This is a genomic window from Streptomyces sp. Act143 (assembly GCF_003143935.1).
GTDB lineage: Bacteria > Actinomycetota > Actinomycetes > Streptomycetales > Streptomycetaceae > Streptomyces.
This window is the reverse complement of record NZ_QFRX01000001.1, coordinates 1,748,718-1,761,687: the sequence shown is the minus strand read 5'-3', so window position 1 is coordinate 1,761,687 and position 12,970 is coordinate 1,748,718. Positions and strand designations below refer to the sequence as shown.

The following is a 12,970-nucleotide window of genomic DNA, read 5'->3' as shown; positions in this document are numbered from 1 at the left end:
CACATGACGGAAGACGTGAAGAAAAGGGGTCGCGGGGAAGGCACGACGGGCCTTCCCCGCGACCACACCACCGACCGTGTGGTGTTCGGTGTCACCGCCGTCATCACCGTGGCCTTCGTGGTCTGGGGCGCCACGGCGACGGACTCGTTGGAGAGCGTCTCCACGAAGATGCTCAACGGCCTGATCAAGAACGGCGGTTGGGCTTTCATGCTGGCCGCCTCGGGCTTCGTGGTCTTCGCCCTGTGGCTCGCGGTCAGCCGCTACGGCCGCATCCACCTCGGCGCCGAGGGCGAGGAGCCCGAGTTCCGGACCGTGTCGTGGGTCGCGATGATGTTCAGCGCCGGCATGGGCATCGGTCTGATGTTCTACGGCGTGAGCGAGCCGCTCGCCCACTACACCACCCCGCCGCCGGGTACCGACCCCGCCGACTCCGGTGACCGCATGGAGACGGCGATGGCCACCACCCTCTTCCACTGGACGCTCCACCCCTGGGCGATCTACGCGGTGGTCGGCCTCGGCATCGCCTACAGCGCCTACCGCAAGCGCCGCCGCCAGACCATCAGCGCGGTGTTCACCCCGCTCATCGGGGAGCGGCACGCCGACGGCGGTGTGGGGCGGGTCATCGACATCCTCGCGATCATCGCCACCGTCTTCGGCTCCGCGGCCTCCCTCGGCCTCGGCGCGCTCCAGATCGGCTCCGGCTTCCGGGAGTTGGACTGGATGGACGACGTGAGCACCGGTCTGCTCGTCGCCATCATCGCCGTCCTCACCCTGGCCTTCGTCGCCTCCGCCGTCTCCGGTGTCGAGCGGGGCATCCAGTGGCTGTCCAACACCAACATGGTGCTCGCCCTGATCCTCGCCGTGTTCGTGTTCGTCGCCGGGCCCACGATCATCGTCCTGGACCTGCTGCCCACCTCGGTCTTCGCCTACCTCGGCGACCTGCCCCAGCTCGCCGGCCGTACCGAGGCGAGCGGCGGCAAGGGTGTCGCGGACTGGCTCGGCAGCTGGACGGTCTTCTACTGGGCCTGGTGGATCTCCTGGACGCCCTTCGTCGGCATGTTCATCGCCCGCATCAGCCGCGGCCGCACCATCCGCCAGTTCGTCGGCGGCGTCATCCTCGTCCCCAGCACGGTCAGCCTGATCTGGTTCGCCGTCTTCGGCGGTTCGGCGATGAAGCTGAAGGAGGGCGGCGCGCTCGGCGGCGAGGACACCCCGGAGGGGCAACTCTTCGGCGTGCTCCAGGAGTTCCCCATCGCCACGGGGACCAGCCTGCTGGTGATGATCCTCGTCGGCATCTTTTTCGTGTCGGGAGCCGACGCCGCCTCCATCGTGATGGGCACGCTCTCCCAGAAGGGCGCCCTCGAACCCGGCCGGTTCGTCGTGGTGTTCTGGGGCGTCGTCACCGGGGCCGTCGCCGCCATCATGCTGCTCGTCGGCAGCGGCCAGGGCGACGCCCTCACCGGCCTGCAGAACCTGACGATCCTGGCCGCCGCGCCCTTCGTCCTGGTGATGATCGGCATGTGCGTCGCCCTCATGCGCGACTTGCGCCGCGACCCGGTCGTCGTGCGCGGCGCGATGGGCTCGGAGGCCGTCGAACTCGCCGTGATCGAGGGCCACAGGAAATACGACGGCGAGTTCGAGATCAAGGTCGGCCCGGGTCCGGGCACGGAGACGGAGGGCGACCCGCTGGGCCACGACCACGGCTGACCAGGGCGGTTCAGGAGGAGGCCAGCCCCGCGGCCTCCTCCGCGCACCCCCACGCCACCGTCACGCCCGCCCCGCCGTGCCCGTAGTTGTGCACCAACATCCCTCCGCCCGGCAGGAGTTCACGCTCCAGCCGGACCGCGTCCCGCGCGGGCCGCAGCCCCACCCGGTGGTCCAGCACGCGCGCCCCGGCGATCTCCGGCTGCAGTGCCGCACACCGCCGTACGATCGCCGCGGCCACCGCCGCGTCCGGTTCCGTGGACCACGCGCCGTCGTCCGCCGTCCCGCCCAGCAGCAGCCGGCCGGGCTGCGGGAAGAAGTACGCCATCTCCCCGTCGGCGCCCTTCGACACCACCCACGTCCGGATGCCCGGGTTCTCCACCACGACCAACTGCCCCCGCACCGGCACCATCGACGTGTCCGCCACCAGCTCACGCGCACCGAGCCCCGTGCAGTTCACCACCACGGACGCCCCGACCGCCGCGAGATCGGACACCGTACGCGTCTCGACGGACCCGCCCGCCGCCAGCAACCGCCGCCGCAGCCACGGCAGATGGGCCGCCATGTCGATCAGCGGCAGCCGCGCCCACAGCCCGGTCCCGGCGTACTCCTCGGCCGTGGCCGCCCGCAGCCCCGGCAGCCGCCCGGTCAGCCAGGCGAACCCGTCGTCCAGCTCCTCCTCGCCCAGTACCCCTTCGACCATGCGTACGCCGGTACGGTCCGGGTCGGCCGCCAGTTCCTCGTACACGTCCAGCGAGCGCAGCGCCCACGCGCGCGCCAGTCCGACCGGCTCGATCCGGTACGGCCACCACAGCGCCCCGGCAACGGCCGAGGTGGTCCGCTCCACGGGGTCCCGGGTCCACACCCGCACCCGGTGACCGCGTTCGGCCAGCACCACGGCGGTCGTCAGCCCGATCACGCCACCGCCGACCACCACGACCTCGCCGCTCAGCTCAGTGTCCACGAGCGGACCGTAGCGGAATGTGTCATGCCGTGCTCAGAGGGCGCTTGCTGCGGGAATACTCGCAGCATGTCTGCCGAGTACGCGACCTTCGGCCTGGCACCGGCGATGCGTGCCGGTGGCGTCCTCGTCAACGGTGACTACCAAGTCCACCGCGACTTCGTGGACTTCATCGTCGACGGACGACCGTTGCTCTTCCAGCTCTCCGACCTCGACGCCGTCTCCCCCCTCGCCTCGGACGTACCGCCCTCGATCTTCACCGCCCAGGTCCGCAGCCTCCTGCTGGAGACGGACGCCCCGCTTCCGGGCGGGCGCTATGTCATCTACGGCTGTCCCGAGTGCGAGGACCTCGCCTGCGGTGCCGTCACCGCCGTCATCGAGAAGGCGGGCGACGACTTCATCTGGCGGGACTTCGCCTGGCAGACCGATGCCGTGGCCGACCTGGAGTTCAACGGCTACGACGGCATCGGTCCCTTCCGGTTCCGCGGCGCCGAGTACCGCGCGGCCCTCGACTCCCTGCTCGCCTCCGGCACGGCGGGCCCGCGCCGCCGCGTCCTGCTGATCGGCGCCCGCGTCGCCCTGCTGGCCAAGCTCGCCGCCGCCCTGCGCACCATCGGCATCGGCGCCGACATCGCGCACGACGCCGACGGCGTCCCCGCCGACGAACTGCGCGGCTACGGAGCCGTCGCCTTCGGCCGGGGCGCCGGCGAGGAGGAGCGTGCCTCCGTGCGCCGCGCCTTCGACCGCGCGGGCGTGGACGTGACGTACGTCGACGGACTCGCCCCGATCGTCCCCCTCCTAGTCGCGCAGATCGAGCACGCCCTCGACCGCAGCCCCGAGGAACAGCGCCGCCTCACCCGCCTGGTCGCCGCCGACGGCGAGGCGGGCGTCGAGGTCACCTCGCCCTGCCGGGTACGCCTCACCGCGTACCGCCTCGACCGGCTCCTGCGCACCCACGCCGAGGAGGTCTTCGACGGTGTCCTGGAGGCCGGGCGGCATCGCATCGCCCTGGACGCCAAGGCGGTGAAGGGGGAGGCCTTCGTGGTGGCACGGACATCGGGGAGCGTGCTGGTGGAGGCGATGGCGCACTGACGGGCGGCAGGCGGACACCGCCGGAACGCGAGGGACACCGCCCGATCACCCTCGCTAAAATCGATCCCCTGATGACTGCCACCCTCGTCGCCAAGAACCTCGCCGCCGGCCACGGCGACCGCTCCCTGTTCACCGGGCTCGACCTCGTCGTCGCGCCCGGCGACGTCATCGGGCTGGTCGGCGCCAACGGCGCGGGCAAGTCCACCCTGCTCAGGCTGCTCGCCGGGCTGACCGCGCCGGAGGAGGGCGAGCTCAGGCTCTCCCCGCCGACCGCGACCGTCGGCCACCTCCCGCAGGAGCCGGAGCGCCGCCCCGGCGAGACGATCCGCGCCTTCCTGGCCCGCCGCACCGGTGTCGCCGAGGCCCAGCGGCTCATGGACGAGGCGACCCAGGCGCTCGTCGACGGCGCGCCCGGCGCGGACGACGCCTACGCCACCAGCCTGGAACGGTGGCTCGACCTCGGCGGCGCCGACCTCGACGAACGGGCCGAGGAGATCGCCGACACCCTCGGCCTCGCGGTCGACCTCGACCAGCCGATGACGTCCCTGTCCGGCGGCCAGGCGGCCCGCGCCGGACTCGCCTCCCTGCTCCTGTCCCGATACGACGTCTTCCTCCTCGACGAGCCCACCAACGACCTCGACCTCGACGGCCTGGAGCGCCTGGAACGCTTCGTCGGAGGCCTGCGCGCCGGCACCGTCGTGGTCAGCCACGACCGTGAGTTCCTCACCCGCACGGTCACCAAGGTCCTCGAACTCGACCTCGCCCAGGGCCAGATCAACCTCTACGGCGGCGGCTACGAGGCCTACCTGGAGGAACGCGCGGTCGCCCGCCGGCACGCCCGCGACGACTACGAGGAGTACGCCGACAAGAAGGCCGCCCTCCAGGACCGGGCGCAGATGCAGCGCTCCTGGATGGACAAGGGCGTCAAGAACGCGCGCCGCAAGGCGAACAACGACAACGACAAGATCGGCCGCAAGTTCCGCAGCGAGGCCAGCGAGAAGCAGGCCGCGAAGGCCCGCCAGACCCAGCGCATGATCGAACGCCTCGACGTCGTCGAGGAGCCCCGCAAGGAGTGGGAACTGCGCATGGAGATCGCGTCGGCCCCGCGCTCGGGGTCGGTCGTGGCGACCCTGCGCGACGCGGAGGTGCGGCGCGGCGACTTCACCCTCGGCCCCGTCTCCCTCCAGATCGACTGGGCGGACCGGGTCGCGGTGACGGGTGCGAACGGCGCCGGCAAGTCGACCCTGCTGGCCGCCCTCCTGGGCCGCGTCCCCGTCGACAGCGGCACGGCCTCCCTCGGCTCGGGCGTCCTGATCGGCGAGGTCGACCAGGCCCGCAAGCTCTTCCACGGCGAGGAGACCCTGCTGGACGCCTTCGGCGCGGCCGTCCCCGACACCGAACCGGCGGAAGTGCGCACGCTGCTGGCCAAGTTCGGCCTGAAGGCGGACCACGTGCTGCGCTCGGCGGCGACCCTGTCCCCGGGCGAGCGCACGCGCGCGGCACTGGCCCTGCTCCAGGGCAGGGGCGTCAACCTCCTGGTCCTGGACGAGCCGACGAACCACCTGGACCTACCGGCGATCGAACAGCTGGAACAGGCCCTGGACGCCTACGAGGGCACGCTCCTGCTGGTCACCCATGACCGCAGAATGCTGGATGCCGTGAGGGTGACCCGCCGCTTGGAGGTCTCAGCGGGCAAGGTGACTGAAACCCCGTAGGGGCGCGGGGAACTGCGCGACCAGCCACCACCGGCCCCGCAGTTCCCCAAGAACCGCTACCGCCCCTTGTTCTTCGGGTCCAGCAACCCCGCACGCCTGAGGGCGTCAGCCATCGCACCGTTGGCCGGCGGCGGAGCCTGGCGCTGCTGGCGCTGCTGAGGCGGCCGCCCACCCCGCTGCCGACGCTCACCCCCGCCCCCCTGCGCACCCTGCGGAGCCTTCTCGTCGTCGAGCCGCAGCGTCAGCGAGATCCGCTTGCGCGGAATGTCGACGTCGAGGACCTTCACCTTGACGATGTCACCGGGCTTGACCACATCGCGCGGGTCCTTCACGAACGTCTTCGACAGCGCCGAGACATGCGCCAGACCGTCCTGGTGGACACCGATGTCGATGAACGCCCCGAACGCGGCCACGTTCGTCACGACGCCCTCCAGGATCATCCCGGGAGCCAGGTCGCCGATCTTCTCGACGCCTTCCTTGAAGGTCGCCGTCTTGAACGCGGGCCGCGGGTCGCGCCCCGGCTTCTCCAGCTCCTTGAGGATGTCGGTCACGGTCGGCAGACCGAACGTCTCGTCCACGAACTCCTGCGGCCGCAGCGAGCGCAGCACACCCGTGTTGCCGATCAGGGAGGCGACGTCCTGACCGGCCGTCTTCACCATGCGCCGCACGACCGGGTACGCCTCCGGGTGGACGCTGGACGCGTCCAGCGGGTCGGCGCCGCCGCGGATGCGCAGGAAGCCCGCGCACTGCTCGTAGGCCTTGGGCCCGAGCCGCGCGACCTTCTTCAGCTCGGTACGGGACGTGAACGGCCCGTTGGCGTCGCGGTGCGACACGATGTTCTCGGCGAGCCCGGAGGTGATGCCGGAGACCCGGGCGAGCAGCGGGGCGGAGGCGGTGTTCACGTCCACGCCGACGCCGTTCACACAGTCCTCGACCACCGCGTCCAGCGAGCGCGACAGCTTCACCTCGGACAGGTCGTGCTGGTACTGGCCGACGCCGATCGACTTCGGGTCGATCTTCACCAGCTCGGCCAGCGGGTCCTGGAGGCGGCGGGCGATGGAGACCGCGCCGCGCAGCGACACGTCCATGTCGGGCAACTCCTGCGAGGCGAACGCGGAGGCCGAGTACACGGACGCGCCCGCCTCGGACACCATCACCTTGGTGAGCTTCAACTCCGGGTGCTTGGAAATGAGTTCACCGGCGAGCTTGTCGGTCTCGCGGGACGCGGTGCCGTTGCCGATCGCGATCAGCTCGACCGAGTGGCGGGCGGCGAGCACGGCCAGCTTGGCGAGCGCCTCGTCCCACTTGTTGGCCGGGACGTGCGGGTAGATGACGTCCGTGGCGACGACCTTGCCGGTGGCGTCGACGACGGCGACCTTCACGCCCGTACGGAAGCCGGGGTCCAGGCCCAGCGTCGCGCGCGTGCCGGCCGGGGCGGCGAGCAGCAGGTCGCGGAGGTTCTTCGCGAACACGTCCACCGCCTCGTCCTCGGCTGCCGTGCGCAGCCGCAGCCGCAGGTCGATGCCGAGGTGCACGAGGATGCGGGTCCGCCAGGCCCAACGGACGGTGTCCTTGAGCCACTTGTCGGCGGGGCGCCCTCGGTCGGCAATACCGAACTTGTGGGCGACGATCCCCTCGTAGGACGACGGCCCGTCGGTGGGCTCCTCGGGCTCCAGGACGAGGTCGAGGACCTCCTCCTTCTCGCCGCGCAGCATCGCCAGGACGCGGTGCGAGGGCAGCTCCTTGAACGGCTCGGCGAAGTCGAAGTAGTCGGCGAACTTGGCGCCCGCCTCCTCCTTGCCGTCCTTCACCTTCGCCGCCAGCCGCCCCCGCACCCACATGCGCTCGCGCAGCTCGCCGATCAGGTCGGCGTCCTCGGAGAACCGCTCGGTGAGGATCGCCCGGGCGCCGTCCAGCGCCGCCTGCGGGTCGGCGACACCCTTGTCGGCGTCGACGAACGCGGCGGCAGCGGCGAGCGGGTCGACCGTCGGGTCACCGAGCAGCCCGTCCGCCAGCGGCTCCAGCCCGGCCTCGCGCGCGATCTGCGCCTTGGTCCGCCGCTTGGGCTTGTACGGCAGGTAGATGTCCTCGAGGCGCGCCTTGGTCTCGGCGCCGCGGATCTGCGCCTCCAGCTCCTCGGTGAGCTTGCCCTGCTCACGCACCGACTCGAGGATCGCCGTCCGCCGCTCCTCCAGCTCCCGCAGATAGCGCAGCCGCTCCTCGATCGTGCGCAGCTGCGCGTCGTCGAGCATCTCGGTCGCTTCCTTGCGGTAGCGGGCGATGAAAGGCACCGTCGAACCGCCGTCGAGCAGCTCCACGGCGGCCTTGACCTGCCGCTCCCGTACGCCGAGCTCCTCGGCGATCCTTCCTTCGATGGACCCAACGCCGATGGGGGTGCGTGTCGTCACGATCCCGTACCGCCTTCTCACTGAGGTTGCGCGGCAATTGTGGCAGGTGGCACGGACAGTCGGGGCTCAGGGCGCGGCCATCAGGCCCGGCGACCCCGTGCGGAACCCGAGGCTCCGCCGAAGAGGCGGGCCAGGGCCCGGAAGGGCAGCGTCACGACGGTGGCGACGGCGCCGCCGATCTGGCGCAGGACATCAGCGATGGCACGGAACACAGGTGTCTCCTTTCCTCGCCCGGTCACGGCGACCGGACGAGGACCGGGTACCGCACCTTCGCACTGACATGCGCGCGACGGCGGACGGCGCGGAGCCGGGACCGCTCAGCCCTTGCCGAACAGGTCCGCCGGATAGGCTCCCGCCGCCATCGCCGTGCGCGCGAATCCCGAGGCCAGCTCGGTGAGTCGCGACACGCCCCGGGCGCCCAGGAGTTCGTACGGCGCCCGGTCCAGGCGGTCGGTCATGTCCTCGATCTCCGCACGCAGGGCGACGCCCCGCCCGGTCAGCTCGCCGGTCCCGTCCAGCAGGCCGCGGTCCCGGAGCCGGTCGGACGCCGCGTCCCAGTCCTCCTGGGTCCAGCCGCGGGTGGTGAACACCCACTTCGGCGCGATGCCCTTGCCGGTCGCGGTGTGGGTGACCACGGCCTCCAGACCGTCCAGGCCCGCCGCCAGCAGTGCGGCGAGATGCCCGTCGCCCCGGTGCTCGCGCAGCAGGGTCGCGGCGTGGAAGTACGCCAGGTGCGGCTCCTCGGGCACCGGCAGGTCCGCGTGCGCCGCGTACAGCGGGCGGGCGCTGCGCGAGCAGCCCTCGGTGGCGCGCAGCGCCAGCTCGGCGGCCTCGGCCAGTTCAGGGGACGCCACCGCCTCCTCGCCCAGCAGCCGGCGCAGCAGCGTGTCGACGGCACGCGCGCGTGCCGCCAGCACGGCCTGCGGGGAGGCGGTCTCCCACACGGCGGGGACGTGCCGGGCCACCAGTTCGTGCTTGTAGTTGTAGAAGGCCGCCGTGACCACCCCGGCCCCCACCGCCCCCATCGCGGCGGCCCGCACCGCGAAGTTGACGGCGTGGCGGTGCGTGATCCCGATCCCGGCCATCTCCTCGCCCAGCTCGGGGGCGAAGTAGGACGTGGCGTGCAGCGCGTTGAGGACGTTCTGACAGCGGCGGCCGGCCCGCGGCTCGATGACGGCAGTAGTCATGCCGGGGAGGTTACCAACCGCTTGGTACGTCGCCCAGGGGGCCGTCCGCGATGGCAGAAAAGGTGGGCTGCTCGTCATTGCGGCCATCGCGCGGGCCGCCAAGAATCGACGACATGACGCAGCGAACCGTCCTCGTCGTCCTCTTCGACGGCGTGCAGAGCCTCGACGTCACCGGCCCCCTGGAGGTGTTCACCGGGGCCGAGCACCACACGCCGGGCACCTACCGCATCCGCACCGCCTCCCTGGACGGCGCCCCCGTGCGCACCTCCAGCGGCCTGACCGTCGTACCGGACCTCGCCCTGCCCGACGCCCCGGCCCCGCACACCCTCCTCGTCCCGGGCGGGGAGGGCACGCGCAGCCCCGACCCCCGGCTGACCGACTGGCTGCGGGCGCACGGGCCACGCGCCCGGCGGCTGGTCTCGGTGTGCACCGGGGCGATCCTGCTCGCCGCCGCGGGCCTGCTGGACGGTCACCGCGTCACCACCCACTGGGCGTACAGCGACACGCTCGCCCGCGATCACCCGGCGGTCGACGTCGAACCCGATCCGATCTACATCCGGGACGGCAACGTCGCCACGTCCGCCGGAGTCACCGCCGGCATCGATCTCGCGCTCGCCCTCGTCGAGGAGGACCTGGACCGGGACGTAGCCCTGACGATCGCCCGCCATCTGGTCGTCTTCCTCCGCCGGCCCGGCAACCAGGCCCAGTTCAGCGCCCAGTTGGCCGGCCAGACCGCGCGGCGCGAGCCGCTGCGCGAGGTCCAGCAGTGGATCACCGAGCACCCGGACGGCGACCTCGGAGTCGAGTCCCTCGCCGCCCGCGCGCGGCTCTCCCCACGCCACTTCGCCCGCGCCTTCCGGGCCGAGACCGGCATGACCCCCGGCCGCTACGTCGACCGGGTCCGCCTCGAACACGCCCGGCGCCTGCTGGAGGACACCGCCGACGGCGTCGAGGAGATCTCCCGCGCCAGCGGCTACGGCACGCCCGAGGCCATGCGCCGCGCCTTCGTCCGCTCGCTCGGCGCGCCACCGGCCGAGTACCGCCGCCGGTTCCACCCGGTACCGGCTCACTGAAAGGACCACACAGACGTGCAGATCGCCATCGTCCTCTTCGACCGCTTCACCGCCCTCGACGCGGTCGGGCCCTACGAGACCCTCGGCCGCCTCCCCGACGCGGAGACCGTCTTCGTCGCCGAGCGCACCGGCCCGGTCCGCACCGACACCGGGCACCTCGCCCTCACCGCCGACAAGAGCTTGGCCGAGGTGCCGAACCCCGACATCGTGATCGTGCCCGGCGGACCCGGCCAGACCCCGCAGATGGAGAACCCGGTGCTGCTCGACTGGCTGCGCGCCGCCGACGCCACCAGCACCTGGACGACGTCCGTGTGCACCGGCTCCCTGCTGCTGGCCGCCGCCGGACTGCTGGCGGGCCGCCGCGCGACCTCGCACTGGCTGGCCCTGGACGTCCTGAAGCAGTACGGCGCCGAGCCCACGGGGGAGCGGGTCGTCCTCGACGGCAAGTACGTCACCGCCGCCGGCGTCTCCTCCGGCATCGACATGGGTCTCACCCTGCTCGGCAGGATCGCCGGCGACGAACACGCCCAGGCCGTCCAGCTGTTGACCGAGTACGACCCGCAGCCGCCCTACGACGCCGGCTCGCCGGAGAAGGCCCCGGCCCACCTCGTGGCGGAGTTCCGCACCAAGAGCCGCTTCATCCTGACGTAGGCCTCATCCTGACGCAGGCACCGTCCTGACCTGGGTCTCATCCCGACGTCGTCCAGGTGAAGCGCGGCTGCCTGCGCTCCAGGAACGCGGCGACGCCCTCCGCGGTGTCGCCGCTGTCGCGCGCCCGCTCGGCCCAGTAACCGTCCCGGTCCGTGCGGCCGTTGGCGAACTCCTTCGCCGCCGCCTGCGTCAACTGCGAGCGGGACACCAGGATGCGGGTGAACTCGGCGACCCGCTTGTCGAGTTCACCCTCCGCCGGCACCTCGTCCACCAGGCCCGTACGCAGCGCCCGCTCCGCATCGATCAACTCGCCCGAGAAGAGCAGGTACTTGGCGGCGGCCGGCCCGACCAGCGCCACCAACCGCCGCGTGGAGGAGGCCGGATACACGATCCCCAGCTTGGCCGGCGTCACCCCGAACAGGGCGCCCTCCGCCGCGAACCGCAGGTCGCAGGCCGCCGCGAGCTGCGACCCGCCGCCCACGCAGTGCCCCCGGATCACCGCCAGCGTCGGCTTCGGGAACGCCGCGAGCGCCTCCTCGGCCGCGACCGCCAGCCCCTGCGCCTCCTCCGCAGACCCCTGGAGGGTGGAGATGTCGGCGCCCGCGCAGAACGTCCCGCCCTCACCGGTCAGCACCAGCGCCCGTACGTCCGCGTCGGCGGCCAGCGTGTCGAGCAGCGGCGGCAGCGACCGCCACATCGCGGCCGTCATGGCGTTGCGCTTGGCCGGGTGGTGGATGACGACGGTGGCGACCGAATCGGTCACGCTGTGCTGCAGCTGGGGCTCCATGGCCGGATGCTAACCGCACCCGCCGACCGTACGATCGGGGAGGGGCCCCGTGCGAGGAGGCGCCGATGGTCAGGGACGGCAAGGTCAAGGACGGCAAGGGCAAGGGCAAGGACGAGACCGCGAAACTGAGCCGGGGCTTCGGCTGGCTGGCCGCGCTCGGCGTGATCCTGGTCCTCGCGGGACTCGTCGGGCTGATCTACACCGGCGTGGCCACACTCACCTCGATGCTGCTGTTCGGCTGGCTGCTGCTCATCGGCGGCGCCGTGGGCCTGCTGCACGCGATCCAGGCGCGCGGCACCAACTTCTTCTGGCTCGGGGTGGTCGTCGCCGCCCTGAACATCGCGGCCGGCGTGGTCGTCATCCGCAGGCCCGAGGCGGCGGCCGAGGCGCTGACCATGTTCGCCGCGCTGCTCTTCCTCACCGGCGGGGTGTTCCGGCTGGTCGGCAGCCTGGTGGTGCGCGGCCCGCAGTTCGGCTGGACGCTGGTGCAGGGCGCCTTCGGCCTGCTGCTCGGCATCCTCGTGCTGAGCTCCTGGCCGAGCAGCAGCAAGTACGTCATCGGCTGCTTCTTCTCCCTCGCGCTCCTCTTCGACGGCCTCGGCCTGATCGCCACCGGCTACGGCGGCCGGCGCATCGTCGGCATGGTCTCCGACCGGCTCACCGCCGAGGACGGCACACGGCGCGCGCCGGACGAGGCACCCGCCGAACCCACGCCACCGGAATAGTTCGCGAACCCGGCACAACGAGGGCGGGAGCGATCCCGTATCGACTCAAGTCTTGCGTCGGCGATCACAAACGCTCGATATCCGCTGACTTGTGTTCAGCCATCCGGAGCGCGGTGACGCGTTACCAACACTCGAGGTGTGGTGACAATCGAGCGTGAGGGTGGCGACCGGACGATGGAGAACCACGGGCGCGGGTCAGGCCCGCGCCCACCGGGCGGCGTGGACGCGGACCCGCTGCCTTACGAGGGCGTCTGGCGGTTCACCGCCCCCGCCGTGGACGCCTCCGTACCCCAGGCACGGCACGCCGTGCGCGATCTGCTGCTGCGTCAGGGGGTGCCCGTCTCGGACGACCTGGTGCAGGGGCTGCTGCTGATCGTCTCGGAGCTGGTCACCAATGCGGTGCGGCACGCGGCCCTGCTGTCGCCGATGCTCGCCGTGGAGGTGGCCGTCGGAGCGGAGTGGGTGCGGGTGTCCGTCGAGGACAACCACCCGTACCGCCCGATCGCCCTGGAGGCCGACCACAGCGGTGAGAACGGCCGTGGGCTGCTGCTGGTGCGTGAGGTCACGCGCGAGGCGGGCGGCGTCTGCGACGTGGAGCAGACGGCGAACGGCGGCAAGGTGATCTGGGCCGCCCTGCCGCTCACACCGGTGCGGGTGCCGTAGGCCC

The 12,970-nt window shown here is 72.1% G+C and carries 12 protein-coding genes; 7 read left to right on the top strand and 5 right to left on the bottom strand.

The window, feature by feature from the left end; translation table 11 throughout:
- The first annotated feature begins 3 nt into the window (after positions 1–3).
- The gene (locus DI272_RS07895) at positions 4–1,707 is read left to right on the top strand and encodes a BCCT family transporter (RefSeq protein ID WP_109494649.1); all 1,704 of its coding nucleotides are present in this window, start codon (positions 4–6) and stop codon (positions 1,705–1,707) included.
- 10 nt (positions 1,708–1,717) lie between these two features.
- On the opposite strand, the gene DI272_RS07890 is transcribed toward DI272_RS07895, so the two are convergent.
- Positions 1,718–2,668, bottom strand: a complete 951-nt coding sequence (locus tag DI272_RS07890; RefSeq protein ID WP_109494648.1) for an FAD-dependent oxidoreductase — start codon at positions 2,666–2,668, stop codon at positions 1,718–1,720.
- Positions 2,669–2,734: 66 nt separating this feature from the next.
- Between DI272_RS07890 and DI272_RS07885 the strand changes: the two genes are divergently transcribed.
- Both DI272_RS07885 and DI272_RS07880 read left to right on the top strand, forming a co-directional pair.
- Positions 2,735–3,757, top strand: coding sequence for an oxidoreductase (locus tag DI272_RS07885; RefSeq protein WP_109494647.1), 1,023 nt, complete (start codon positions 2,735–2,737; stop codon positions 3,755–3,757).
- Between the two features lie 71 nt (positions 3,758–3,828).
- Positions 3,829–5,472: an ABC-F family ATP-binding cassette domain-containing protein gene (locus tag DI272_RS07880; RefSeq protein WP_109494646.1), complete on the top strand. Its 1,644-nt coding sequence runs from the start codon at positions 3,829–3,831 to the stop codon at positions 5,470–5,472.
- A gap of 56 nt (positions 5,473–5,528) precedes the next feature.
- Here the strand turns inward: DI272_RS07880 and DI272_RS07875 are convergent, their stop codons facing one another.
- The 3 genes from DI272_RS07875 to DI272_RS07870 form a co-directional block, all read right to left on the bottom strand.
- Positions 5,529–7,880, bottom strand: a complete 2,352-nt coding sequence (locus DI272_RS07875) for a Tex family protein (protein ID WP_109494645.1) — start codon at positions 7,878–7,880, stop codon at positions 5,529–5,531.
- Between the two features lie 80 nt (positions 7,881–7,960).
- Positions 7,961–8,092: an LPFR motif small protein gene (locus DI272_RS45150; RefSeq protein WP_258314486.1), complete on the bottom strand. Its 132-nt coding sequence runs from the start codon at positions 8,090–8,092 to the stop codon at positions 7,961–7,963.
- A gap of 105 nt (positions 8,093–8,197) precedes the next feature.
- Positions 8,198–9,067, bottom strand: coding sequence for a hypothetical protein (locus DI272_RS07870; RefSeq protein WP_109494644.1), 870 nt, complete (start codon positions 9,065–9,067; stop codon positions 8,198–8,200).
- Between the two features lie 113 nt (positions 9,068–9,180).
- On the opposite strand from DI272_RS07870, the gene DI272_RS07865 reads away from it, so the two are divergent.
- Positions 9,181–10,140, top strand: coding sequence for a GlxA family transcriptional regulator (locus DI272_RS07865; protein ID WP_109494643.1), 960 nt, complete (start codon positions 9,181–9,183; stop codon positions 10,138–10,140).
- A 15-nt stretch (positions 10,141–10,155) separates the two neighbouring features.
- Positions 10,156–10,791 carry a DJ-1/PfpI family protein gene (locus DI272_RS07860; protein ID WP_109494642.1) on the top strand — a complete coding sequence of 212 codons (636 nt, stop codon included), beginning with the start codon at positions 10,156–10,158 and terminating at the stop codon, positions 10,789–10,791.
- A gap of 37 nt (positions 10,792–10,828) precedes the next feature.
- Here the strand turns inward: DI272_RS07860 and DI272_RS07855 are convergent, their stop codons facing one another.
- A complete protein-coding gene (locus DI272_RS07855; RefSeq protein WP_109494641.1) occupies positions 10,829–11,578 on the bottom strand; it encodes an enoyl-CoA hydratase/isomerase family protein in 750 nt (249 codons plus the stop codon).
- Positions 11,579–11,643: 65 nt separating this feature from the next.
- Here DI272_RS07855 and DI272_RS07850 point away from each other — a divergent pair, with 65 nt between their 5' ends.
- On the top strand, positions 11,644–12,303 hold the full coding sequence (locus tag DI272_RS07850) for an HdeD family acid-resistance protein (RefSeq protein ID WP_109494640.1): 660 nt from the start codon (positions 11,644–11,646) through the stop codon (positions 12,301–12,303).
- A 174-nt stretch (positions 12,304–12,477) separates the two neighbouring features.
- Entirely contained in the window at positions 12,478–12,966 is a 489-nt protein-coding gene (locus tag DI272_RS07845; RefSeq protein WP_109494639.1) for an ATP-binding protein, read from the top strand.
- The last annotated feature ends 4 nt before the right edge of the window (positions 12,967–12,970 follow it).